The following is a 24579-nucleotide window of genomic DNA, read 5'->3' as shown; positions in this document are numbered from 1 at the left end:
CCCCCCCCCCCCCCCCCCCCCCCCCCCCCCCCCCCCCCCCCCCCCCCCCCCCCCCCCCCCCCCCCCCCCCCCCCCCCCCCCCCCCCCCCCCCCCCCCCCCCCCCCCCCCCCGCGACCCCGCCGAACCGAGGAGCCCGAGCTGTCCGAGCACGACGACCCGTCCGCCGGCTCCTCCGCCGTCGTGCCGCCCGGCCGGCCGCGCACCCGGCTGCTGCTGACGCTGGCCGCCGTCGTCCTCCTGGCCGACCTCGTGACCAAGCTCGTGGTCGTCGCGACCATCGAGCCGGGTGAGGACATCCGGCTGCTCGGTGGCGCGCTGTACCTGACCCACCTGCGCAACACCGGCGCCGCCTTCTCCTTCGCGCAGGGGGCCACGGTCGTGTTCAGCCTCATCGCGATCGTCGTGGCCGTCGTCATCGTCCGCACCGCCCGCCGGCTGCGCTCGACCGGCTGGGCCGTGGCGCTGGGGCTGGTGCTGGGCGGCGCGGTGGGCAACCTGATCGACCGCATCTTCCGCGACCCCGGCTTCCTGCGCGGCGGGGTCGTGGACTTCGTCTCGGTGTTCGGCCCGGGCGGGAGCGTGTTCCCGGCCTTCAACGTCGCCGACTCGGCGATCGTCTGCGGCGGCATCCTGGGCGCGGTGCTGGCGCTCCGGGGCATCGAGTTCGACGGCACCCGCAGCGGTGCGGAGGAGCGGCCCCGGGCCGTCTGAGGTCCGGCTCCGCCGTCCCGTCCGGCCCGACCCGCACAATGGGGGGCGTGACCAGCGCTCCCGGCCTGCACCGCGCCCTTCCGGTGCCCGACGGGCTGGAGGGGCAGCGGGTGGACCAGGCCCTGTCCCGGCTCTTCGGCCTGTCCCGCACGGCGGCGGCCGAGCTCGCCGACGCCGGCCACGTCGTCGTCGACGGCCGGGTGCGCGGCAAGGGCGACCGGCTCGCCGGGGGCAGCTGGCTGGAGGTCGAGCTGCCGCCCCCGCCGGGCGAGCCCGCGCCGCCCAGGCCGGTCGAGGGGATGACGATCCTGTTCGACGACGACGACCTGGTGGTCGTCGACAAGCCGGTGGGCGTCGCCGCGCACCCCAGCCCCGGCTGGGACGGGCCCACGGTCATCGGCGGACTGGCCGCCGCCGGGTACCGCATCTCCACGTCGGGTGCGGCCGAGCGGCAGGGTGTCGTGCACCGGCTCGACGCGGCCACCACCGGCGTGATGGTGGTCGCCAAGAGCGAGCGCGCCTACACCGCGCTCAAGGCCGCGTTCAAGGAACGGACGGTCGAGAAGGGCTACCACGCGCTCGTGCAGGGCCACCCCGACCCGTCGCGCGGCACCATCGACGCACCGATCGACCGGCACCCTCGGCACGACTGGAAGTTCGCCGTCGTGAGCGGGGGGCGGCCGTCGGTCACCCACTACGAGGTGACCGAGGCATTCGCCGCCGCCAGCCTCGTCGACATCCGGCTCGAGACGGGGCGCACCCACCAGATCCGGGTGCACTTCTCCGCCCTGCGCCACCCCTGCGTCGGGGACACCACCTACGGCGCCGACCCGACCCTCGCCGCCCGGCTGGGGGTCTCCCGCCAGTGGCTGCACGCGGTGCGGCTGGGCTTCCCGCACCCGGCCGACGGGCAGTGGATCGAGGTCACCAGCGAGTACCCGCCCGACCTCGCCGGCGCGCTGGCCCTGCTGCGCGCCGAGGCCTGACCCCGCGACGGTGACGGGTCTGCCGGTCGCGCTGGGCGACTTCGGCCCGGCGGCGTTCGCCGCGGTCGTGGTCGCCGTCTACCTGGTGGCGGGGGAGCCCGTCGTCGGGCACGTGCTGCACCGCCGGTTCGAGGGGCGGCTGCGCACCGACGCGGGCGCCCGCCGCTCGTTCTACCGGCGGCTGCTCGTGCTCGAGTGGGGGCTGGCCGTGGTCGCCGCCGTCGTCTGGCTCGCCGCTCCCGGGGTCGACGCCGCGGCCGTGGGGCTGGTCTGGCCGCGGGAGTGGCCCGGGCCGGTCACCGCGGCGGTCGTCGTCCTGGTCCTGCTGTTCGTCGTCGCCTCCACCCGCCAGCTGCGGGCCGGCGCCCTGCTGGAAGCGGCCCGACCGGCGCGGCGGGCGGGTCATTCCCCGCCCGCCCACGGCCGGCACGCCGAGCCGCCCGGGCAGTCCACCCTGGCGCTGCTGCCCCGCACCGGGGGCGAGCGGCGGCTGTTCACCCTCGTCGGCGTCACGGCGGGGGTGTGCGAGGAGTGGCTGTACCGGGGGTTCTTCCTCGCCGTGGTCGCCGCCGTGACCGGAGGCCTGCCCACCTGGCTGCTCGTGGTCGTCGCCGCGGCCGCGTTCGGCCTGGCGCACGCCTACCAGGGGCGCGCGGGCATCGTCCTGACCGGTGTGCTGGGCGGGATCATGGCCGCGTTCTACCTGGACACCGGGTCCTTGCTGCTGCCGGTGCTGCTGCACGCGCTGATCGACCTGCGCTTCCTGCTCGTGCCGGCCAGCGCCCTGCCGGCGTCGGTGCACGAACGGCCCGAGGCCCCCGGCCGCTGACCGGCCCGCTCGCCGGCGTCGCCAGAATGGAGGTCGTGCCCAGCCCCACCGCCCAGGTCGCCACCACCGCCGACTGGCCGGAGGTGGCGGCGCTGCGGAGCCGCGTGTTCGTCGAGGAGCAGGGCGTCCCGCCCGAGATCGAGCAGGACGACGCCGACGCGGTGGCCGTGCACGTGCTCAGCCGCGACGTCTCCGGCCGCGTGGTCGCCACCGGGCGGCTGCTGCTGGACGGGGCCACGGCGCGCATCGGCCGGATGGCCGCCGCGGCCGAGGTCCGGGGCAGGGGGCACGGGGCCGCCGTCCTCGCCGAGCTGCACCGGCAGGCCGTCGCGCGCGGGGCGCGGGCGGTCGAGCTGCACGCCCAGCTGCCGGCCCGCCGCTTCTACGAGCGCGCCGGGTACGCGGCCGTCGGCGAGGTCTACGAGGAGGCCGGCATCGCGCACGTCACCATGCGGCGCGCGCTGTCCTCAGCCGAATCCGGACCGCTGTGACGGATCGGTCCACTGTGAGCAGACACGTCGTGTCAGACCCTCGGCGTAGAACCGAACCAGTGCGAGGATCGACCCACCGGCCCGCCGGTGCCGACACCCCGCATGCACTGCCGGTCTTCCCCGCCGGTCGCCCGCCGCGTGACGCCGGCCGGGCACGCACGACCCGTGAGGAGCATCCCGCACAGTGAGCAGCCCGTCCGATTCGTTCGTGCACCTGCACGTGCACACCGAGTACTCGATGCTCGACGGCGCCGCGAAGCTGCCTGAGGTCACCAAGGCCGCGGCGGAGCAGGGGATGCCGGCGCTGGCCATGACCGACCACGGCAACGTGTTCGGCGCCTACGACTTCTACAAGCAGGCGCACGCGGCCGGCGTGAAGCCGATCATCGGCATGGAGGGCTACTACACGCCGGGCTCGCGGTTCGACCGGGCGCCCTTCGACTTCGGCGACAACCTCATCGACGAGGAGGGCGACGGCGGCTCCAACCGGGGGAAGGCCGCGTACACCCACATGACGCTGCTGGCCCGCAGCACGGAGGGGATGCACAACCTCTTCCGCATCTCCTCGCTGGCCAGCCTCGAGGGGCAGTACCGCAAGCCCCGGTTCGACCGGGACCTGCTGGAGCGCTACGGCAAGGGCCTCATCGCCACCACCGGCTGCCCGTCGGGCGAGGTGAACATGTGGCTGCGCGCCGGCAAGGAGGACAAGGCGCGCCAGGCGGCCGCGGACTTCCAGGACATCTTCGGGCGGGAGAACTTCTACGCCGAGCTGATGGACCACGGCCTGGCCATCGAGAAGAAGACCCGGCCCGCCCTGCTGGCGATCGCCAAGGACCTCGGCATCCCGCTGCTGGCCACCAACGACCTGCACTACACGCACAAGGAGGACGCCGAGGCCCACGACGCCCTGCTGTGCATCCAGACCGGCTCGCGGCTCAACGAGCCCAACCGCTTCAAGTTCAACGGTGACGGCTACTACCTGAAGTCCGCCGCCGAGATGCGGGCGCTGTTCACCGGCGACCTGCGGGAGGCCTGCGACAACACCCTCCTGGTCGCCGAGCAGTGCGAGGTGACGTTCACCGAGGGCGCCGACCTCATGCCCCGGTTCCCCCTGCCACCGGGGGAGGACGAGACCTCCTGGTTCGTGAAGGAGGTCGAGCGCGGCCTGCACAAGCGCTATCCGAACGGCATCCCCGACCACGTGCGCAAGCAGGCCGACTACGAGGTCGGGATCATCTGCCAGATGGGCTTCCCGGGCTACTTCCTCGTGGTCGCCGACTTCATCAACTGGGCCAAGGACAACGGCATCCGGGTGGGCCCGGGTCGTGGCTCGGCCGCGGGCTCGCTGGCGGCCTACGCCATGGGCATCACCGACCTCGACCCGCTGCAGCACGGGCTGATCTTCGAGCGGTTCCTGAACCCCGAGCGCGTCTCCATGCCCGACGTCGACATCGACTTCGACGACCGCCGCCGGGGCGAGGTCATCCAGTACGTCTCCAAGAAGTACGGCGAGGAGCGGGTCAGCCAGATCGTCACCTACGGGACGATCAAGGCGAAGGCGGCGATCAAGGACGCCGCCCGCGTGCTCGACCGGCCCTACTCGGTGGGCGACGAGCTGACCAAGCTCATGCCGCCGGACGTCATGGGCAAGGGCATCCCGCTGTCGGGGGTCTTCGACCCGGCCCACCCGCGCTACAAGGAGGCCGCGGAGTTCCGCGCCCGCTACGAGTCCGACCCCGGGGCGGCCGAGGTCGTCGACCAGGCCCGCAAGCTCGAAGGCCTGAAGCGCCAGTGGGGCGTGCACGCCGCCGGCGTCATCATCGGCCGCTACCCGCTGATCGACAGCATCCCGATCATGCGGCGCGAGGCCGACGGCGCCATCATCACGCAGTTCGACTACCCGACCTGCGAGACCCTCGGCCTGCTGAAGATGGACTTCCTGGGCCTGCGCAACCTCACCGTCATCGACGACGCCCTGCGCAACATCGTGATCAACGGCAAGGAGCCGGTCGACCTCGACGAGATCAGCAAGGACCTCACCGACCCGGCCACCTACGCCCTGCTCTCCCGCGGTGACACGCTCGGGGTCTTCCAGTTCGACGGCGGGCCGATGCGCTCGCTGCTGCGGCTCATGCGGCCGGACAACTTCGAGGACATCTCCGCCGTCGGCGCGCTCTACCGCCCGGGCCCGATGGGTGCGAACTCGCACACCAACTACGCGCTGCGCAAGAACGGCCAGCAGGAGATCACCCCGATCCACCCGGAGCTGGCCGAGCCGCTGGAGGAGATCCTCGGCCAGACCTACGGCCTGATCGTCTACCAGGAGCAGGTCATGGCGATCGCGCAGAAGGTCGCCGGGTACTCGCTCGGCAAGGCCGACCTGCTGCGCCGCGCCATGGGCAAGAAGAAGAAGTCGGTGCTGGACGCCGAGTTCGTCGGCTTCGAGGCCGGCATGAAGGCCAACGGGTTCTCCAGCGCCGCCATCAAGACCCTGTGGGACATCCTCGTCCCCTTCGCCGACTACGCGTTCAACAAGGCGCACTCCGCCGCCTACGGCCTGGTCTCCTACTGGACCGCCTACCTCAAGGCCAACTACCCGGCCGAGTACATGGCCGGCCTGCTCACCAGCGTCCAGGACGACAAGGACCGTCGGCCCATCTACCTGGCCGAGTGCCGCCGGATGGGCATCAAGGTGCTCCCGCCCGACGTCAACGAGTCCTCGTGGGACTTCACCGCGGTCGGCACCGACATCCGCTTCGGGCTGGCCTCGGTGCGCAACGTCGGCACCAACGTCGTGGAGTCCATCGTCCGGGCGCGCGAGGAGAAGGGCGCCTTCAAGGACTTCGCCGACTTCATGCGCAAGATCGACACGGTCGCGTGCAACAAGAAGGTCATCGAGTCCCTGGCCAAGGCCGGGGCCTTCGACTCGCTCGGCCACTCCCGCCAGGGCATCGTCGCCGTCCACGCCCAGGCCGTCGATTCCGCGATGGGACTCAAGCGCAAGGAGGCCGAGGGCCAGTTCGACCTGTTCGGCAGCTTCGGCGGGGATGGGGCGGCCGACGACCCGTTCGCCGGCGCCCTCGACATCACCATCCCGACCGCCGACTGGTCCAAGAGCGAGCGGCTGATGTTCGAGCGCGACATGCTCGGTCTCTACGTCTCCGACCACCCGCTGCACGGCGTCGAGCACGTGCTCGCCGCCAACGCCGACACCCCCATCGCCGAGATCAACGCGGGCGGGGTCGAGGACGGCGCCAACGTGACCATCGCGGGCATCCTCACCGCCGTCTCGCCGCGCACGAACAAGCAGGGCGCGCCGTGGGCGATCGCGACGCTGGAGGACCTCGAGTCCGGCATCGAGGTGCTGTTCTTCCCGAAGACGTGGGCCGAGGTCTCGGAGAAGGTGGTCCGCGACCAGATCGTCGTGGTCAAGGGCCGGATCAGCCGGCGCGACGACCAGCCCTCGCTGTTCGGCTCGGAGGTCATCGTCCCGGAGCTCACCGAGGGCGCACGCGGTCCCGTGCTGGTCTCGATGGCCGCCGCCCGGTGCACCCCACCGGTCGTGGAGCGGCTGCGGGAGGTGCTGGGCAGCCACCCGGGCACCACGGAGGTGCGGCTCAAGCTGGTGAACGGCAGCAGGGAGACGGTGCTGCGGCTCGACCAGGGGCTGCGGGTGCAGCCCAGCACCGCCCTGATGGGCGACATCAAGGCACTCCTCGGGCCGACGAGCGTGGCGCTGCTCTGAAAGAGGACCCCCTGCCCCCCACCGCTCGCACGCTCGCGGCGGGCCCCTGCAGGGGGCCGGGCTCGGGAGGTTGTTCACTGGTGGGGTGAGCACCCCACCGCTGCCCGTCCAGCCCGTGCCGGGGGTGCCCCCGCACGCCTACTGGCGGGGCCGGCCGGAGGTCCGGGAGGACCTGCGCGCGGGCCGCGCGCTCCTGGTCGGGCTCGCCCTCGCCGGCCTGCCCGCGGGTGCGCTCTGGTGGCTGCTGGCCCCCCGGGCGGAGTTCCAGGTGACCGAGACCGGCCCGGTCGCCGTCGGCCCGCCGGCGGCGGAGGTGCGGATCGCCGACGACACCGTGCTCGTGCTCGTGCTGCTGGGCCTGGGGCTGCTGGCCGGCGCCGCGGCGTGGCAGGTCCGCCGCGGCCGGGGGGTGGGCATGCTGGTGGTCCTCGTGGCCGGTACGTCGGCGGCGGCCGTCCTCGCCTGGCAGGTCGGGGAGCTGCTCGGGCCCTCACCCACCGAGGCCCAGCTCTCCCAGGTCGGCGCCGAGGTCACCACGGGGCTGGTGCTCGGTTCCCTGCCCGGTCTCGCCGCCGCCCCGTTCGCCGCGCTGCTCGTCTACCTGGGCTGCGCGCTGGTGGCCGCCGACGACGGCCTCGGCCGGCGCGGGGGCGGCGATCCGGGGACCGTCGCGCCGCCTCCTGTGCGCTGAGCGGACGCACCGTGCACGGTGCACAAAGGCCGTGGCCAAGTTGGTGCGCGGTGGCCGTGGGCAGGCCGGGGGATCGTTCCTAGTGTCGGCGGTCACAGGATCTGCGTGGTGCGGATCACAGCGTGCGACCACCGAGGAGACGGCGACGCATGAACTTCGGTTACCTGCCCTGGGGCCGGCCGGCATCCTCGGGTGACGCGCCCTGCGTCCGCGACGAGGTCGTCGCCCTGACCTACGCGGAGCTCGACGTCCGGGTCGCCGCGTTCGCCGGTCAGCTCGCGGAGCACGGGTTCGGTCGCGGCGACGTCCTCGCCGTCATGCTGCCCAACCGGGTCGAGCTCCTCGTGGCGCTCTTCGCGGCGTGGCGGCTCGGCGGCGCCGCGACGCCGGTGAACCCGGTGTTCACGGCGAGCGAGGCGGACCACCAGATCGCCGACTCGGGCGCCACGCTCGTGGTGAACCTCGGGCCGGGTGCGCCGACGGCCGGCCTGCCGGCGATCGGTGTCGACGACATGCGGGTCGCCGGCTCCGGGGCGCAGCTCCCGCCGGTCGCCCTGGAAGGGCACGACCTGGCCCTGCTGATCTACACCAGCGGCTCCACCGGGCGCCCGAAGGGCGTCATGCTCGACCACGCCAACGTCGAGGCCATGTCGAGCACCATGGCCGACCACTTCTCCCTCACCGAGCGGGACCACTGCCTGCTGGTGCTCCCGCTCTTCCACGCCAACGCGCTCATGGTGAGCGCACTCGCGACGTTCCGGGCCGGCGGGCAGCTGAGCATCGTGGGCAGCTTCTCCGCGAGCCGCTTCTTCGAGCAGGTGGAGCGGCTGCGGCCGACGTACTTCTCCGCCGTCCCGACCATCTACGCGCTGCTGGCCTCGCTGCCCGACGACGTCCGCCCCGACACCTCGTCGCTGCGCTTCGTCGTCTGCGGCGCCGCTCCCGTGCCGGCGGAGCTCCTCGACCGCTGCGAGGAGCGGTTCGGGTTCCGGATGGTCGAGGGCTACGGGCTCACCGAGGGCACCTGCGCCTCGGCGTGCAACCCGGTCGACGGCGTGCGCAAGCTCGGGAGCGTCGGCCCCGCGCTGCCCGGCCAGCGCATCGAGATCCGGGGTGAGGACGGTGCCCCCGTGCCCACCGGTGCGATCGGCGAGGTCGTGATCGCGGGACCCACCGTCATGCGGGGATACCTCGGCCGGCCCGAGGCGACGGCGGAGACGCTGGTCGACGGCTGGCTGCGCACCGGCGACGTGGGCCGGCTGGACGACGACGGCTACCTCACCATCGTCGACCGTGTGAAGGACATGATCATCCGCGGCGGGGAGAACATCTACCCCAAGGAGATCGAGGCCGTCCTCACCACCGTGCCCGGCGTCCTCGAGGCCGCGGTCGTGGGCCGACCCGACGCCGTCCTCGGGGAGTCGCCCGTGGCCTACGTGAGCCTCTACCCGGACGCCCGGGTCACCGAGGAGCACCTGCTCGAGCACTGCCGGCGCCACCTCACCCGGGTGAAGGTCCCGGAGCGGATCGAGATCGTCGACGGCCTGCCCAAGAACCCGGTGGGGAAGACCGACAAACCCGCCATCCGCCGGTCGTTGCAGCCCCAACCGGCCTGACCGACAGCTTTCCCGCGCCCCTCTGCACGTCCGCCAGCAGCGAGAGCACCCCTCTCGCTGATCACCCCTGCCCGTACGAAGGAGCAACCATGGGCTTCAAGACCGCAGACATGCCGCCGGTGGACCCGGCGCAGTTCGAATCGATGCCCTTCATGGAGCGCATGCGGATGCTCGCCACCCACTGGTGCGAGTACGGCTTCGGCGGCCCGAAGACCAACCACATGCTCTACGTCTACAAGCTCGCCTTCTACGTGTTCGGCGGGTTCGCGGTCGTCGGTCTGACGACGCCGGGACTGGGCTTCGGGGACCTCGGGGCGTGGTGGGGCGAGCCGATCGTCTACCAGAAGCTGATCATCTGGACGATCCTGTTCGAGATCACCGGGTGGGCGTCGTCCTCCGGCCCGCTGGCTTTCAAGTTCAAGCCGTTCATCGGCGGCTTCCTCTACTGGTCGAAGCGCGGCACGCTCCGGCTCCCCCCGTGGCCGGGCAAGGTCCCGTTCACCGCGGGTGACCACCGCACCGCTTTCGACGTGGGCCTGTACTTCTGCATCCTGGCCACGCTGGTGTTCCTGCTGATCGGCCCCGGGGTGCGCACCGACGCCCTGCCCGGCAGCGAGGCCGGCCTGCTGCCGCAGTGGGCGCTGCTGACCTTCGTGGCGCTCATCATCGTGATGGGGCTGCGCGACCGCGTCGTCTTCCTGGCGGCTCGCTCCGAGCAGTACATCGCGGTGCTCTTCTTCTTCGGCATCCTCGGCAACCACGTCGACATGATCATCGCGGCCAAGATCGCCATGGTCACCATCTGGATGGGCGCCGGCGTCTCGAAGTTCGGGCACCACTTCACCAACGTGGTCCCGCCGATGATGAGCAACACGCCCTGGCTGACGTCGCTGCGGTTCAAGCGGGCGCTGTACCGCGACTACCCGAACGACCTGCGGCCGTCCAAGGTCGCCTGGGCCTTCGCGCACATCGGCGGCACGGTCGTCGAGCTGGTGCTCCCGCTGGTCCTGCTGTTCTCGACCAACACCACGATCACCTGGCTCGCGATCGTCGGGATGATCGTGTTCCACATCTTCATCACCTCGACCTTCCCCCTGGCAGTGCCGCTGGAGTGGAACGTCTTCTTCATGTTCGCCACCGCGTGGCTGTTCGGCGGCTTCCCGGCCGGCGAGGGCTACGGCATCGGCGACATCAGCTCGCCGTGGCTGCTGCTGCCCATCGTCGCCGTGTTCGTGGCCTTCCCCATCCTGGGCAACCTGCGGCCGGACCTGGTGTCGTTCCTGCCGTCGATGCGGCAGTACGCCGGCAACTGGGCCTCGGCCACCTGGGCCTTCCGGGGCGACGAGGCCGAGGACAAGCTGAACCAGCACCTGGTGAAGTTCAACCCCAACCAGATCGACCAGCTCTCCGGTGCGTTCGGCAAGGAGATCGCGGAGATCTTCATGCAGAAGGCGGTGGCCTGGCGGACGATGCACAGCCAGGGCCGGGGCCTGCTGTCGCTGATGATGCGGCACCTGGACCGCATGGAGAACTACCGCATCCGGGAGGGTGAGTTCGTCTGCACCACGCTGGTCGGCTGGCAGTTCGGCGACGCCCACCTGCACAACGAGCAGACCGTCACGGCCGTGCAGAAGCGCTGCGGGTTCGAGCCGGGGGAGTGCATCGTCGTCTGGGTCGAGTCGCAGCCGATCCACCGCTCGACGCAGGAGTACAAGGTCATCGACGCGGCGCTGGGCGTGGTGGAGCGGGGCTACTGGAAGGTGAGCGACGCGGTCGCGGAGCAGCCCTGGCTGCCGAACGGCCCGATCGCGCACACGGTCACGTGGCGGAGCCCCGGCTACACCCCGGCCGGTGAGCACCCGCACCCCGTCGTCCGTGCCAGTGTGAGTGCATGACCGACGCCGTCGTGGTCGGCAGCGGGCCCAACGGGCTCGCTGCCGCCCTCACCCTCGCCGCCGCCGGCGTGCACGTCACGGTCCTGGAGGCCGCGGACACCATCGGGGGAGGGACCCGCAGCAGCGCCCTCACGCTGCCGGGTCTGGTCCACGACGAGTGCGCCGGCTTCCACCCGCTCGCCGTGGACACCCCGTTCTCCCGCGCGTTCGACCTCGGCGCGCAGGGGCTGACGTGGCGGTGGGCGGGCATCGAGTACTCCCACCCGCTGGACGGCGGCCGCGGCGCCGCCGTCCAGCGGTCGGTGGACGCGACCGCCGACCACCTGGGCGCCGACGCCGGCCGGTACCGCAGCCTCTTCGGCCCGCTGACGGAGCGCTTCGGCGACATCGCCGAGGACTTCCTGCAGCCGCTGCTGCACGTCCCGGCGCATCCCGTGAAGCTCGCGCGGTTCGGCGCCTACTCCCTGCTCCCGGCGGCGGTCCTCGCCCGGCGCTGGTCCACGGAGGAGGCGCGCGCCCTGTTCGCCGGCGTCGCCGCGCACGCCTTCCGGCCGTTGGGCTCCCCGGCGTCGTCGGCCATCGGCGTGGCCCTCGGCACCGCCGCGCACCGCTACGGCTGGCCGGTGGCCGAAGGAGGATCGGCGGCCATCAGCCGGGCGGTGTCCACCCTCCTCGCCCGGTACGGCGCGAAGGTGGAGACCGGGGTGACCGTCGGCTCGATGGCCGAGCTGGGGGAGCCGGACATCGTCATGCTCGACCTCGCGCCCCGTGCCGCGGCCCGGCTCGTCGGCGACCGGATGCCCCGGCGGGTCGCGCGCGCGCTGACCCGCTACCGGCACGGGCCGGGGTCGTTCAAGGTCGAGTTCGCCGTCCAGGGCGGCGTTCCGTGGGCCCACGAGGAGTCGCGGCGGGCCGGGACCGTCCACGTCGGGGGCACGTTCGAGGAGATCGCCGCGGCGGAGAGGGACATCACCCGCGGCCGCATGCCCGAGCGTCCCTTCGTCCTCGTCGGGCAGCAGTACGTCGCCGATCCGAGCCGCTCGGCCGGCGACGTCCACCCGCTGTACACCTACGCCCACGTGCCGGCCGGCTACACGGGGGACGCGACGCGAGCCATCGAGCAGCAGATCGAACGGTTCGCCCCCGGTTTCCGCGAGCGCGTGCTGGCCCGGCACGTGACCTCGGCCGCGGGGCTGGAGGCGCACAACGCCAACTACGTCGGAGGGGACGTCGTCACCGGCGCCAACGACCCGCTGCAGCTGGTCTTCCGCCCGCGGGTGGCGCTGGACCCCTACTCCCTCGGGGTCGACGGGGTCTACCTCTGCTCGGCGGCCACACCGCCCGGCGCCGGCGCCCACGGGCTGTGCGGGTACAACGCCGCCCGGTCGGCCCTGTCGCGGGTCGCACGCTGAGCGCGGGGCAGGACGGACGTGCACGGACGGGACGGCGGCAGGAGGCGGGGATGAGCGCGGCGGCGGGGCCAGGGCACGGGGCGCCGGGCCCCGAGGGCGGCGAGCGGGTGCTCGCCCTGGTGTCGCAGGCGGGCAGGCGGCTGGACCGCCGTCAGCCCCAGATCGCCCGGGACATGACCGAGCTCATCGCCCGGCACATCAGGAGTCTGGACGTGGACCCGCAGTTCATGGAGCTGCTCCGGGCCAGCGTGGACGCCAACACCAAGACGCTCACGCACATCCTGACCAACCACATCCCGATCGAGCACCTGATGCCCACGACGGCCGCGGTCGAGTACGCCCTGCGGCTGGCCCAGCGGGAGATCCCGGCCAACTCCCTCGTCCGCGCCTACAGCATCGGCAAGGACGACTTCATCGAGCAGATGTTCCCCGACGTCCAGGCGCTCGACTGCACGGCGGAGGAGAAGTTCGAGGTCCTGCACCACATGGCCACCGTGGTCGGGCGGTACATCGACTGGATCTCCCAGTACGTCTTCGAGGCATACGAGGCCGAACGCGAACGCTGGCTGAGCACGCAGGGGACCGTGCGCGCGGCGCTCATCCACGACGTGCTGGCCGGGCAGAAGGTCGCGCCCGGGCGCTTCGAGCGCGAGACCGGCTACCGCCTGACGGCGCACCACCTCGGGATGATCATCTGGTCCGTGGACGCGGCGCCGGCGCCGGACGAGCTCCGGTTGCTCACCTCCGTCGTGTCGAAGGTCGCGACGGGAGCCGGCTGCTCGGGGCCGCCCCTGGTGACGGCGGTCGACCGAGAGACCGCCTGGGCGTGGCTGCCCTTCGCGGTCCGGCCGGGGGAGGTGGACACCACTCAGATATGCCGGCTCGTCGAGCAGGCGCGCACCTGCCGGGCCGCCCTGGGGCTCTCCGGGTCGGGTGTGGACGGCTTCCGGCGCACCCACGAACAGGCCCGGGCGGCCCGTCGGGTCGCCATGGCCTCGGGCGCCACCACGCCCGTCACGGGCTTCGGCGACGAAGGCGTTGCGATCACGTCGATGCTGGCCGGCGATCTCGACTCCGCGCGGGCGTGGATCCACGAGGTGCTCGGTCCGCTCGCGGTGGACAACGATGCGTCCCAGGTGCTGCGCGAGACGTTGCGGGTCTTCTACCTCACGGGGGAGAGCTACACCGAGACCGCAGAGATCATGCGGCTGCACCGCAACACGGTGAAGTACCGGGTGTCCCGAGCGCTGGAGCTGCGGCAGCCCGCAGCGCGGTCGCACCGGGTGGACCTGGCGGTGGCCCTGAACGCCTGCCACTTCCTGGGGTCCGCCGTGCTCGACGCCGGCGCCCGGGCCGACGCGCCGCCGGCCTGACGGGTCAGTTCACCGTCATCGGGACGGCGAACTGCTGCAGCGGCGCCGGGACCGCGCCGAGGGTCTGCAGCAGCGTCAGCTCCCGGCGCAGCAACCGGGACTCCGCGGCCAGGCGGCGGCGGGTCGCGGACTCCGCCAGCAGCGCCTGCCGGTCCTCGGTGGTCAGCAGCGCCGAGGAGGCGACCAGCCAGGACAGCGCGGTCGGGTCGTCGGACGCCGCCGCGAGCCGCACCGCGGCCTCCGCGCCGTCCCCGTGCGCGCCGGCGCCCAGCGCCGCCACCTCCGCGACGTACCGGGTGAAGAGGTCACCGACCCCGTGCGCGAGGAGGTCGAGCGATCCGCGGGCGACCGAGCTGGCGAGCTCGTCCGTCGGCGGGGCCAGCCCGGCGGAGTCGCCGGTGGCCACCTCGGCGTCCCCGGCGGCCTCCTCCGCGGCCTCCTCCTCGGCCAGCCACTCCACCTCCGCCTGCAGGTAGGGCGGGTCGTCGCCGACCACGACGTCGAGCAGCCGGAACCGCTCACCACCGACGGTCACGATGCGGAACCCGCCGTCGGACTGCGGTTGCACGCGCTGCAGCCGCGCGGTGCACCCGATGTCGTAGAGCGCCGCCGCGGGGGCCACCCGCTCGACCTCCCACCCTTGCCGGATCGCCACGACCCCGAAGAACCTGCGGTCGCCGAGCTCGGGCAGGTCCATCAGGTCGCGCATCAGGCGCCGGTAGCGGGGCTCGAAGATCTGCAGGGGCAGCACGACCCCGGGGAAGAGGGGCCGTCCCAGCGGGAACAGCGGGATCAGCTCACCCATCCGGGGAAGCGTACGGCCCCCCGGCCGCCTGCCCGTGTGGGCGCCCCGGGCCCGTCGCGGGGCGCTGGATACCCTGGGATCCGCGTCGTACCACCGATCCGACCCCGGAGGCCTCCCGTGCTGGCACGCATCGACCTGCGCGGACACGCGTTGCCCGGCGTCCGGGAGCTCACCGGGCTGCTGCCGCGCGCCGCCACCGACATCGACTCGGTGCTCGCCACCGTCCGCCCGCTCTGCGAGGACGTGCGCATCCGCGGCGCCCAGGCAGTGCGGGAGATCACCGCCCGCCTCGACGGCGTGGACGCCGAGGACTTCGCGGTGCCGCAGGAGGCGCTCGACCGCGCGCTCGCCGAGTGCGACCCGACGCTGCGGGAGGCCCTGGAGGAGGCCATCGCCCGGGTGCGGAAGGTGCACGGCGACCAGCGGCGCACCGACGTCACCACGGAGGTCGCGGCCGGCGGCACGGTCACCGAGCGCTGGCTCCCGGTCCGCCGCGTGGGGCTGTACGTGCCCGGCGGCCTGGCGCCGCTGCTGTCCAGCGTCGTGATGAACGTGGTCCCCGCGCAGATCGCCGGCGTCGAGTCGATCGCGGTGGCCTCCCCGCCGCAGCGGGACAACGGTGGCCTGCCCGACCCCGGGGTCCTGGCCGCCTGCGCGCTGCTGGGCGTCACCGAGGTCTACGCCGTCGGGGGTGCCCAGGCCATCGCCGTCTTCGGGTACGGCGCCGGCTCGTGCGAGCCGGTCGACATGGTCACCGGTCCCGGCAACGTCTACGTGACCGCCGCGAAGCGGCTGCTGCGCGGGCTGATCGGCATCGACTCCGAGGCGGGCCCCACCGAGGTCGCGATCCTCGCCGACGACACCGCCGACCCCGCCCACGTCGCCGCCGACCTGATCAGCCAGGCCGAGCACGACCCCCTGGCCGGTGCGGTGCTGGTGACCGACAGCGAGGAGCTGGCCGACGCCGTGCTGGCCCTGGTGCCCGGGCAGGTGGCCGCCACCAAGCACTCCGAGCGGATCACCACCGCGCTGGACGGCAGCCAGTCCGGCATCGTCCTGGTCGACGACCTGGACGCCGGGCTGCGGGTGGTCGACGCCTACGCCGCCGAGCACCTGGAGATCCAGACCCGCGACGCGCGTGCCGTCGCGATGCGGGTGCGGAACGCGGGCGCGATCTTCGTCGGCGCCTGGTCGCCGGTCTCCCTGGGCGACTACTGCGCCGGGTCCAACCACGTGCTGCCGACCGGCGGGTGCGCGCGGCACTCCAGCGGGTTGAGCGTGCAGTCGTTCCTGCGCGGCATCCACGTCGTCGAGTACGACGAGCAGGCGCTGGCCGACGTCGCCCGGCACATCGACGCCCTCGCCGGCGCCGAGGACCTCCCGGCGCACGCGGCCGCGGTGCGGGTCCGGCAGCGCCCGTGACTTCGCTCGAGGAGCTCCCGCTGCGGCCGGAGCTGCGCGGCCGCACGCCCTACGGCGCCCCGCAGCTGCCGGCCACCCACCGGCTCAACACCAACGAGAACCCGCACCCGCTGCCGGCCGAGCTGCTCGCCGACCTCGGCGAGGCGCTCGGGCGCGCGGCGCTGGAGCTCAACCGCTACCCCGACCGGGACGCCGTGGCGCTGCGGGCCGACCTCGCCGCCTACCTGTCCCGGACCGGCGGGCGGCCGCTGGAGCCGGCGCAGGTGTGGGCGGCCAACGGCTCCAACGAGGTGCTGCAGCAGATCCTGCAGGCGTTCGGGGGAGCGGGGCGCACTGCGCTCGGGTTCACGCCGTCGTACTCGATGCACCCGATCATCGCGGCCGGCACCGGCACGTCGTGGGTCGACGGGCACCGGGCCGCCGACTTCACGATCGACACAGAGGCCGCCGTGGCGCAGGTGCGCGACGTGCGGCCGGACGTCGTCTTCGTGACCAGCCCGAACAACCCCACCGGCACCGCGGTCGACCTGGACACGGTGGCCGCCCTCTACGACGCCACCGACGGTGTGCTCGTCGTCGACGAGGCGTACGCGGAGTTCGCGCGGACCGGTACCCCGTCGTCGCTCACCCTGCTCCCCGGCCGGCCCCGGCTGATCGTGAGCCGGACGATGAGCAAGGCCTTCGGCATGGCGGGGCTGCGGCTGGGCTACCTGGCCGCGGACCCGGCCGTCGTGGACGCCATCCAGCTGGTGCGGCTGCCCTACCACCTGAGCTCGCTCACCCAGGCCGCCGCCCGGGCCGCGCTGGCGCACACGGATGCCCTGCTGGCGACCGTCGACGCGGTCAAGGCGCAGCGCGACCGCATCGTGGCGGCGCTGCCGGGCCTGGGGCTCACGAGCGTGCCCAGCGACGCCAACTTCGTCCTCTTCGGGCACTTCCCCGACGCGCCCGCCGCCTGGCGGGCGCTGCTGGACCGGGGGGTGCTCGTGCGGGACGTCGGTCTCCCGGGATGGCTGCGGGTGACCGCCGGTACCGCCGAGGAGACCGACGCCTTCCTCACCGCCCTGGGTGAGGTCGCGCCGGCCCACCGCACGACTCTGGGAGACTGACGCCCATGACCCGCACCGCACGCGTCGAGCGCCAGACCAGCGAGACCAAGCTCGTGGTGGAGCTCGACCTCGACGGCACCGGCAGCAGCTCGATCAGCACGGGCGTGGGCTTCTACGACCACATGCTCACCGCGCTGTCCAAGCACAGCGGCATCGACCTGACCGTGCGGGCCGACGGTGACCTGCACATCGACGCCCACCACACGGTGGAGGACGTCGCCATCGCGCTGGGGCAGGCGTTCGCCGAGGCGCTGGGCGACAAGCGGGGCATCACCCGCTACGGCGACGCCACCATCCCGATGGACGAGGTGCTCGCGCAGGCCGCGGTCGACCTCTCCGGCCGGCCGTACTTCGTGCACGCCGAGCCCGAGAACATGACGCCGATGATCGGGCCGGACTACCCGACCTCGCTGACCAAGCACGTGCTGGAGTCCTTCGCGTTCAACGCGCGGATCAGCCTGCACGTGCGGGTGCTGTACGCCGGGCGCGACGCGCACCACATCGTGGAGGCGCAGTTCAAGGCGCTGGCGCGGGCGCTGCGTGCGGCCGTCGCGATCGACCCGCGGGTCACCGACGTCCCCTCCACCAAGGGCGCCCTGTGATCCTGCGCGGCCGGCGGTGAGCTCGGGGCTGCCCCTCCTGCTGCTCGGCGGCTTCCTGCTCGGTGGCGCGTGGAGCATCTGGCGGGCGGACACCGCCGACGGCCGGCGCACCGGGCCGCAGGTCGCGTTCGCCGTCATCCTGCTGATCGCGGCCCTGCTGGCCAGCGCGGCGGGCATCCTGCGGCTCGTCTGAGCCGGCGCTGCCCGGGAACACATCGAGGGGCTCCGGCGCTGGTCGGTAGCGTGGCAGGCGTGAAGAAGGTGGCGGTCCTCGACTACGGCTCGGGCAACCTGCGTTCCGCGGAGCGCGCGCTGCAGCGGGTCGGTGCCGAGGTGACGGTGACCTCCGACGCGCGGACGGCGCTGGACGCCGACGGCCTGGTCGTGCCCGGGGTGGGCGCGTTTGCCGCCTGCATGGCGGGCCTGGACGCCGTCGACGGCCGCCGGATCATCGGCCGCCGGCTCGCCGGGGGCCGGCCGGTGCTCGGCATCTGCGTCGGCATGCAGATCCTGTTCGAGCGCGGCGTGGAGCACGGCGTGGACGCCGAGGGCTGCGGCGAGTGGCCCGGTGTCGTGGAGCCGCTCGAGGCGCCGGTGCTGCCGCACATGGGCTGGAACACCGTCCAGGCGCCGCAGGACAGCGTGCTGTTCGCGGGGCTCGCGGACCAGCGCTTCTACTTCGTGCACTCCTACGGGGTGCGCACCTTCCCGCTGGGCCAGGACGGCGTGCCCTCGCCGCTGGCGCCGCCGTTGGTCACCTGGGCCGAGCACGGCGACCGGTTCGTCGCCGGTGTGGAGAACGCCGCGCTGTCGGCCACCCAGTTCCACCCCGAGAAGAGCGGCGACGCCGGCGCGCAGCTGCTCACCAACTGGCTCGGCACGCTGAACTGAGGCGCGCAGGTCAGCTGCGCAGGTAGCTGGCCCCGTTGACGTCGATGATCGTGCCGGTGGAGAAGCGGGCCTCCGGGGACGCCAGCCAGAGCACGGCCGCGGCGACCTCCTCCGGTCGCGCCACCCGCCCGTAGGGGGACTGCGCGCGGACGGCGTCGCCGCTGGGCCCGTCGAGGATCTCGCGCGCCATCTCGGTCTGCACGAACCCCGGGGCGACGCTGCCCACGCTGATCCCGTGCGGGGCCAGGGCCTGGGCCATCGACTGCCCGAAGGCGTTCAGGCCCGCCTTCGCCGCGCCGTAGGCCGGTGTGCCCGGCTCGCCGCGGAAGGCGCCCCGGCTGGTCACGTTCACCACGGCGCCGCCACCGGCCGCGACCAGGTGCGGCACCGCGCGGAAGGTGGCGTGCATCGCGCCGACCAGGTTCACCTGCAGCGTGCGCGCCACGGCCGCCTGCCAGTCGGTCCAGGACGTCTCCAGCGGCGGGTGCGGCGTGTAGACGCCGGCGTTGTTGACGAGCACCTGCAGCCCGCCCAGCGCCGTCGCCGCGTCGTCGACCATCGCCCCGACCGCCTCGGCGTCGGCCACGTCCGCCTGCACGACGGTGTGCCCGGCCCCGGGCAGCTCGGCGGCGACCCGCTCGGCCGCCTCCCGGGAGCTGCCGGAGTGCACCGCCACCCGGTCCCCCCGGGCGGCGAAGGCGTGCGCGATCGCTCGCCCGATGCCGCGGGAGGCGCCGGTGACGAGGACGGCGCGGGATGCTGCGGCGCTGGTCATGGCAGCAGTCAACCAGCCTCGACGGCGCGCCGCGGGCGGTGCTGCACGGCCGGGAGGCGCCCGCGCCCTAGGGTGCGCGGGTCGCCGTCCAAGGAGGTCGCGTGCCCGCCGAGCGTCCGTCCCGCCCCGGCCGGCTCGTCGGGCTGGCCGTCGTCGCGCTGCTGCTGGCGCTCACCGGCTGGACCGTGGCAGGGCTCCGGCCGCCGGACCCGCGCCCGGCCGGCGCCCCGGCCACGGAGTTCAGCGCGGCCCGGGCCTTCGCGCACGTCGAGCGCATCGCGGCCGAGCCGCACGTGGCGGGGAGCCCGGAGAGCGACGAGGTGGTCGACGGGCTCGTGCGCGCCCTGACCGACCTCGGTCTGGACACCCGCGTGCAGAACGCCGTCGGCGCCCGGGCCGGTGGCGCGGGGGAGGCCCGCATGGCGCGGGTGCGCAACGTGGTCGCCGTCCTGCCCGGGGCCGACCCCACCGGCCGGCTGTACCTGGTGGCGCACCACGACTCGGTGGAGCACGGGCCGGGGGCGGCCGACGACGCCGCCGGGGTGGCCGCGCTGCTGGAGTCCGTCCGGGCGCTGACCGAGGGCCCGCAGCTGCGCAACGACGTCGTCGCCGTCCTGACCGACGCCGAGGAGGCCTGCCTGTGCGGAGCCGAGGCGTTCGTCGCCTCGCACCCGCTGGCCGGCGGCGGGGTGGCGCTCAACCTGGAGGCCCGCGGCACCGGCGGCCCACCGATCATGTTCGAGACGTCGCTCGGGAACGCCGAGCTCGCGGCGGCGTTCGCCGATGCCGCCCCCCACCCGGTCGCCAGCAGCTTCGCCGTCGAGGTCTACCGGGCGCTGCCCAACGACACCGACTTCAGCGTGCTGCTCGAGGACGGCGGCTACACCGGCATGAACACCGCCTTCATCGACGGCGCCGCGGCCTACCACTCGCCGCAGGACACCCCCGAGCGGCTGGACCGCGGCAGCCTGCAGGCCCTCGGCGACAACACCCTGGCGCTGGCCCGGGAGCTGGGCGACCGGGACCTGGCCGTCCTCGCCGAGCCCGCCGCCGAGGACGCGACCTACTTCCCGCTCCCCGGGCTGCTGGTGCGCTACCCGGGCTCGCTGGTGTGGCCGCTGGCCGGTGCGGCGCTGGTCGCCGTCGCCGGCCTGACCTGGACGCTGCGCCGCCGGGGGATCAGCCCGCCGCGGCGCACCGCCGGGGCCGCCGCGCTGGCGCTCGTCCCGCTCGTGGCGGGGCCGCTGGCCGCGCAGGGGCTGTGGGAGGCGCTGGTCGTCCTCCGCCCCGGGTACGCCACGATGCTCGACCTCTGGCGGCCGGGCTGGTTCCGGCTGGCGGCCGTCGCGGTTGTGCTGGCCGTCGTCCTGATCTGGTACGCGCTGCTGCGCCGGCCGGTCGGCGCGGCCCCGCTGGCCGCGGGCGCGCTGCTCTGGCTCGCCGTGGTGGCGGCGGTGCTCGCCGCGGTGGCGCCGGGCGGCTCCTACCTCGCGGCCTGGCCGGCGCTGGTCGGTGCGCTCAGCGGCACCGTCGCCGTGCTCGCCCGCTCGCGCGCGGTGTGCGCCGTCGCCGCGTCGCTCACCGGCGCGACGGCGGTCCTCGTCCTCGCCCCGACCGCCGCGCTCTTCCTCCCCGCGCTCGGCATGTCGCAGGTGCTCGCGCCGTCGGTCGTCGTCGTGCTCGGCGCGCTGGCCCTGCTGCCGGCGCTGGAACTGCTGTTCCCCGACCCCGCCGCGCCGCCCGGGGCGCGCGGCCGGCTGGCGGCGGCCGCCGTCCCGGCCGTCGCGCTGGGAGCCGCAGGGGCCTGCGTGGCCGCGGGGCTGGCGGTCGACCGCTTCGACGCCGACCACCCGGTGCCCAGCCGGCTGGCCTACGTGCTGGACACCGACCGGGACCGGGCGCGGTGGGTGACCACCGAGACGACGCCGGGCGAGTGGACCGGCCGGTTCGTCGACGGCCCCGGGACCCTGGGCGCGGACCTCCCGTACCTCGCCGGCCGCGATCTGCTCACCGGACCTGCCGAAACCGCCGACCTGCCGGCGCCGGAGGTCGTCGTCGTCTCCGACCAGGTCCTCGGCGAACGGCGGGAGATCACCGTCCGGGTCACGCCGCAGCGGGCGGGGGTCCGGCTGGTCCAGCTGGACCTCACCGCCGAGGGCGGCACCGTCGTCCGCGGCCGGTTCGGCGGCCGCGGCGTGCCCGACGCCGCGCTGGGGGAGTCGGGGCTGCGGATCACCTTCCACGCGCCGCCCCCCGACGGGTTGCAGGCCGCCTTCACGGTCGAGGGCGACGGGCCGGTGCGGTTGCGCGCCGCGGACGCCAGCGACGGGCTCACCGGTCTGCCGGGGTACGAGCCGCGGCCCGCGGGCGTGGACGTCGCCGGTACGCACGGTGCGGACCTGCTGGTCGTCACGGCGGTCACCGACCTGGGGTGACGGGCGCGGCCGGATGAGAGCTCTCTCATCCGGCTCTCACGACGCCGTCACCGGTGGAGCGCAGGCTCTGAGCCGTGCATCGTCGCCCGTTCGTCGCAGTGCTCGCCGGAGCGGTGGCCGTGCTGCTGGTAGCCGGTGCAGGCTGGGCGGTGCTGGGGCCCGCCGGTGGTGGCGGCACCCGGGGGGTGTCGCCACCGATCGAGGTGCCCCTCCCGGCGTCGCCCACGGAGCCGGGAGCGCCCCCGACCGTGGATTCCGGCCCATCGCCCGATCCCGCTCCGGAGCCACCGCCGCCTCCCGCACCGGCACCGCCTCCGGCACCGGCACCGGCACCGGTACCGGTACCGCCTCCGGCACCCGTACCGCGCCCGGACGTCGTGCCCCCGCCTCCCATCACCGACGATGACGATGACGATGACGACGGCGATGACGATGACGATGGCGACGACGATGGCGACGACGACTGAACGGTGACGACCCAACCGTGACGATCGAGGAACGGACCGCGCTTGGGTGGCGGCAGCACGTCCGGGGGCGGCTGGCGCCCCGGGCCGCCCGGACCCGGATCATCGGCTGGGTCCTGCTGCTGGTCCTGCTCGCCCTCGCCCTGCTGACCCTGGTGACCTGGTGGTTGCTGATCCGGGCGACCGACGAGCGGATGGACCTCGCCCTCGAGGCGGAGGTCGCCGAGTTCTCCCAGATCGTGGCCTCGGGGATCGACCCGGAGACCGGCGCACCGTTCGCCTCGGTCGCCGAGGTCCTGCAGACGGCGATCACCTACAACCTCGCCCGGCCCAACGAGAAGTTCCTCGGGTACGTGGACGGCGCCTATCGCTTCCAGAGCCGGATCGAGGCCCCGGTGCTGCTGAGCGAGGACGCCGTGTTCGCCGACCTGGTCGGCTCGGTCGAGGAGCCCGTGGCCGGGCGGTACGAGAGCGGCGCGGGCGAGGTGCGCTACCTCGCCGTCCCGGTGACCCTGGAGGGCGATCCGTCGCTCGGGACGGCCGTGGTGGCCTACTTCGCCGACCAGGAGCGCCAGGCAGCCGATGAGACGGCCCGGTTGATGCTCGGCGTGGGGGCGGTCACCGTGCTGCTGGCCGCAGCCGGCGCGTGGGTGGTCGCCGGGCGTGTGCTCACCCCGGTGCGCGCCGTCGCGGCCACCGCCCAGGGGATCACCGAGACCGACCTCACCGGCCGCATCCCGGTCGACGGGCGACCGGCCGACGAGCTCACCGACCTCGCCTCCGCCGTGAACGCGATGCTCGACCGGGTGGAGACAGGCGTGGCCGCCCAGCGGCGATTCCTCGACGACGCCGGCCACGAGCTGCGCACACCGATCACCATCGTGCGCGGCCACCTGGAAGTGCTCGACCCGGCCGACCCGGAGGACGTGCGCCAGACCGTCGCCCTGGTCGACGACGAGCTGGAGAGGATGAACCGCATGGTCTCCGAGCTGCTGCTGCTCGCCCGCGCCGAACAGCCGGAGTTCGTCCGCCTCCAGCCGGTCGACGTCGCCGAGGTGACCGCAGAGGTGTTCGGCAAGGTGCGGCGGTTGGGCGACCGGGACTGGCAGCTGGGCGCCGTCGCCCGGGCCGACCTGCTGCTCGACCCACAGCGCCTGACGCAGGCGGTGGTCGCGCTGGCCGACAACGCCGTCCAGCACACCGCGCCGGGCGACCGGATCGTGCTGGGCAGCCGGCTCAGCGGGGATCAGCTGCTCGTCTGGGTCGACGACACCGGGCCCGGTGTCGCTCCCGCCGACCAGGCGCGGGTCTTCGAGCGCTTCGCCCGCGGCAGGTCCGGGGCCCGGCGCAGCGACGGCGCGGGACTGGGCCTGTCCATCGTGCGCGCCATCGCCGCCGGCCACGGCGGGGAGGTCGAGCTGCACAGCCGCCCCGGCGAGGGGGCCACCTTCACCCTGGTCCTGCCGGCCCGCCCGGCGCCGCCCCGCGCCGAGGCAGGCCCCGACGAGCTGCTGGACAGCGGCTCCGGCACCGTCGACGACGCGCTCGACACCCCACCGATGACCGTTCCGCCCGCGACGGTCGCCCCGACCGAGGGAGGGCCGCGGTGAGCCGCGTGCTGATCGCCGAGGACGAGCCGCGGATCGCCGCGTTCGTCGAGAAGGGGTTGCGGGCCAACGGCTTCGCCACCTCCGTGGTCGGCGACGGGCTGTCCGCCCTGGACCGCGCCCGGAGCGGTGAGGTCGACCTGGTCGTGCTGGACATCGGGCTGCCCGTGCTCGACGGCTTCGCGGTGCTGCGGGCGCTGCGCGCCGAGGGGTCTGCCGTGCCGGTCATCGTGCTGACCGCGCGGGACAGCGTGCAGGACACCGTCGCCGGGTTGGAGGGTGGCGCCGACGACTACATGCCCAAGCCCTTCCGCTTCGAGGAGCTCCTGGCCCGGGTGCGACTGCGGCTGGCCGGGGCCCGCGGCGGCGAGGTCACCGTGCTCACCGCCGGCGAACTGTCGCTGGACCTGCGCACCCGCCGGGCCGACGTCGCCGGGCGGGTGGTCGACCTGTCGGCCCGGGAGTTCGCCCTGGCCGAGACCTTCCTCCGCCACCCCGGTCAGGTGCTGGCCCGCGAGCAGCTGCTCAGCCACGTGTGGGGCTACGACTTCGACCCCGGGTCCAACGTCGTCGACGTCTACGTCCGCTACCTGCGCCGGAAGCTCGGCGCCGACCGGATCGAGACGGTGCGGGGCATGGGGTACCGGCTGGCGACGTCCTGAGCCCACCCCGGACGGGCGGACGGCCCCGGCCTCCTGACGGGAGCCGGGGCCGTCCGC

Annotated in this window: 20 protein-coding genes; 18 read left to right on the top strand and 2 right to left on the bottom strand. The window is 74.0% G+C overall.

Annotated features, from left to right (window positions below; all coding sequences use genetic code 11):
- Positions 1-181: 181 nt before the first annotated feature.
- The 10 genes from lspA (at position 182) to ACI79K_RS20410 (ending at position 13750) form a co-directional block, all read left to right on the top strand.
- Positions 182-712: a signal peptidase II gene (gene lspA / locus ACI79K_RS20455; RefSeq protein WP_456588739.1), complete on the top strand. Its 531-nt coding sequence runs from the start codon at positions 182-184 to the stop codon at positions 710-712.
- 38 nt (positions 713-750) lie between these two features.
- Positions 751-1698 (top strand): RluA family pseudouridine synthase, encoded by a 948-nt coding sequence (locus ACI79K_RS20450; protein WP_456588738.1) that lies wholly within the window; start codon positions 751-753, stop codon positions 1696-1698.
- Positions 1699-1708: 10 nt separating this feature from the next.
- Positions 1709-2527, top strand: a complete 819-nt coding sequence (locus ACI79K_RS20445; RefSeq protein WP_456600624.1) for a CPBP family intramembrane glutamic endopeptidase — start codon at positions 1709-1711, stop codon at positions 2525-2527.
- Between the two features lie 35 nt (positions 2528-2562).
- Positions 2563-3018 carry a GNAT family N-acetyltransferase gene (locus ACI79K_RS20440; RefSeq protein ID WP_456588736.1) on the top strand — a complete coding sequence of 152 codons (456 nt, stop codon included), beginning with the start codon at positions 2563-2565 and terminating at the stop codon, positions 3016-3018.
- A gap of 184 nt (positions 3019-3202) precedes the next feature.
- On the top strand, positions 3203-6763 hold the full coding sequence (gene dnaE, locus ACI79K_RS20435; protein WP_456588735.1) for a DNA polymerase III subunit alpha: 3561 nt from the start codon (positions 3203-3205) through the stop codon (positions 6761-6763).
- Between the two features lie 85 nt (positions 6764-6848).
- The gene (locus ACI79K_RS20430) at positions 6849-7454 is read left to right on the top strand and encodes a DUF2567 domain-containing protein (RefSeq protein WP_456600623.1); all 606 of its coding nucleotides are present in this window, start codon (positions 6849-6851) and stop codon (positions 7452-7454) included.
- Positions 7455-7603: 149 nt separating this feature from the next.
- Positions 7604-9070 carry a class I adenylate-forming enzyme family protein gene (locus ACI79K_RS20425; RefSeq protein ID WP_456600622.1) on the top strand — a complete coding sequence of 489 codons (1467 nt, stop codon included), beginning with the start codon at positions 7604-7606 and terminating at the stop codon, positions 9068-9070.
- An 89-nt stretch (positions 9071-9159) separates the two neighbouring features.
- The gene (locus ACI79K_RS20420; RefSeq protein ID WP_456588732.1) at positions 9160-10965 is read left to right on the top strand and encodes a DUF3556 domain-containing protein; all 1806 of its coding nucleotides are present in this window, start codon (positions 9160-9162) and stop codon (positions 10963-10965) included.
- The gene (locus ACI79K_RS20415) at positions 10962-12377 is read left to right on the top strand and encodes a phytoene desaturase family protein (RefSeq protein ID WP_456600621.1); all 1416 of its coding nucleotides are present in this window, start codon (positions 10962-10964) and stop codon (positions 12375-12377) included. Before ACI79K_RS20420 ends, ACI79K_RS20415 begins: the two co-directional genes overlap by 4 nt.
- A 50-nt stretch (positions 12378-12427) precedes the next feature.
- Complete coding sequence (locus tag ACI79K_RS20410; protein WP_456588730.1) at positions 12428-13750, top strand: PucR family transcriptional regulator; 1323 nt, start codon at positions 12428-12430, stop codon at positions 13748-13750.
- Positions 13751-13754: 4 nt separating this feature from the next.
- Here ACI79K_RS20410 and ACI79K_RS20405 read toward each other — a convergent pair whose 3' ends face one another.
- On the bottom strand, positions 13755-14555 hold the full coding sequence (locus ACI79K_RS20405; protein ID WP_456588729.1) for an LON peptidase substrate-binding domain-containing protein: 801 nt from the start codon (positions 14553-14555) through the stop codon (positions 13755-13757).
- A gap of 117 nt (positions 14556-14672) precedes the next feature.
- Between ACI79K_RS20405 and hisD the strand changes: the two genes are divergently transcribed.
- The 5 genes from hisD to hisH are packed head-to-tail and all read left to right on the top strand — an operon-like array spanning position 14673 to position 18579.
- A complete protein-coding gene (gene hisD, locus ACI79K_RS20400; protein ID WP_456588728.1) occupies positions 14673-15977 on the top strand; it encodes a histidinol dehydrogenase in 1305 nt (434 codons plus the stop codon).
- Positions 15974-17086, top strand: coding sequence for a histidinol-phosphate transaminase (locus ACI79K_RS20395; RefSeq protein WP_456600620.1), 1113 nt, complete (start codon positions 15974-15976; stop codon positions 17084-17086). The genes hisD and ACI79K_RS20395 overlap by 4 nt, the downstream gene beginning before the upstream one ends.
- Positions 17087-17091: 5 nt before the next feature.
- On the top strand, positions 17092-17688 hold the full coding sequence (gene hisB, locus ACI79K_RS20390; protein ID WP_456588726.1) for an imidazoleglycerol-phosphate dehydratase HisB: 597 nt from the start codon (positions 17092-17094) through the stop codon (positions 17686-17688).
- Positions 17689-17704: 16 nt separating this feature from the next.
- Positions 17705-17881 (top strand): hypothetical protein, encoded by a 177-nt coding sequence (locus ACI79K_RS20385; RefSeq protein ID WP_456597286.1) that lies wholly within the window; start codon positions 17705-17707, stop codon positions 17879-17881.
- A gap of 59 nt (positions 17882-17940) precedes the next feature.
- Positions 17941-18579, top strand: coding sequence for an imidazole glycerol phosphate synthase subunit HisH (hisH, locus tag ACI79K_RS20380; RefSeq protein WP_456588724.1), 639 nt, complete (start codon positions 17941-17943; stop codon positions 18577-18579).
- Positions 18580-18589: 10 nt separating this feature from the next.
- Here hisH and ACI79K_RS20375 read toward each other — a convergent pair whose 3' ends face one another.
- Positions 18590-19354 carry an SDR family NAD(P)-dependent oxidoreductase gene (locus tag ACI79K_RS20375; protein ID WP_456600619.1) on the bottom strand — a complete coding sequence of 255 codons (765 nt, stop codon included), beginning with the start codon at positions 19352-19354 and terminating at the stop codon, positions 18590-18592.
- A gap of 101 nt (positions 19355-19455) precedes the next feature.
- On the opposite strand from ACI79K_RS20375, the gene ACI79K_RS20370 reads away from it, so the two are divergent.
- The 3 genes from ACI79K_RS20370 (at position 19456) to ACI79K_RS20360 (ending at position 24522) form a co-directional block, all read left to right on the top strand.
- Positions 19456-21789: a M20/M25/M40 family metallo-hydrolase gene (locus tag ACI79K_RS20370; RefSeq protein ID WP_456600618.1), complete on the top strand. Its 2334-nt coding sequence runs from the start codon at positions 19456-19458 to the stop codon at positions 21787-21789.
- Between the two features lie 484 nt (positions 21790-22273).
- Positions 22274-23863, top strand: a complete 1590-nt coding sequence (locus ACI79K_RS20365; RefSeq protein WP_456600617.1) for an ATP-binding protein — start codon at positions 22274-22276, stop codon at positions 23861-23863.
- Positions 23860-24522, top strand: coding sequence for a response regulator transcription factor (locus ACI79K_RS20360; protein ID WP_456591226.1), 663 nt, complete (start codon positions 23860-23862; stop codon positions 24520-24522). The genes ACI79K_RS20365 and ACI79K_RS20360 overlap by 4 nt, the downstream gene beginning before the upstream one ends.
- Positions 24523-24579 lie beyond the last annotated feature (57 nt).

The organism is Blastococcus sp. SYSU DS0616 (genome assembly GCF_054051015.1).
The sequence above is the reverse complement of the archived record's forward strand: the minus strand, read 5'-3'. Positions and strand labels throughout refer to the sequence as shown.

Bases quoted from the DNA above. Each gene is read 5' to 3' on its own strand.
- ACI79K_RS20425 (WP_456600622.1), top strand. From the start codon at position 7,604: ATGAACTTCGGTTACCTGCCCTGGGGCCGGCCGGCATCCTCGGGTGAC.
- ACI79K_RS20450 (WP_456588738.1), top strand. From the start codon at position 751: ATGGGGGGCGTGACCAGCGCTCCCGGCCTGCACCGCGCCCTTCCGGTG.
- ACI79K_RS20405 (WP_456588729.1), bottom strand. From the start codon at position 14,555: ATGGGTGAGCTGATCCCGCTGTTCCCGCTGGGACGGCCCCTCTTCCCC.
- ACI79K_RS20415 (WP_456600621.1), top strand. From the start codon at position 10,962: ATGACCGACGCCGTCGTGGTCGGCAGCGGGCCCAACGGGCTCGCTGCC.
- ACI79K_RS20420 (WP_456588732.1), top strand. From the start codon at position 9,160: ATGGGCTTCAAGACCGCAGACATGCCGCCGGTGGACCCGGCGCAGTTC.
- hisB (WP_456588726.1), top strand. From the start codon at position 17,092: ATGACCCGCACCGCACGCGTCGAGCGCCAGACCAGCGAGACCAAGCTC.
- ACI79K_RS20410 (WP_456588730.1), top strand. From the start codon at position 12,428: ATGAGCGCGGCGGCGGGGCCAGGGCACGGGGCGCCGGGCCCCGAGGGC.
- ACI79K_RS20375 (WP_456600619.1), bottom strand. From the start codon at position 19,354: ATGACCAGCGCCGCAGCATCCCGCGCCGTCCTCGTCACCGGCGCCTCC.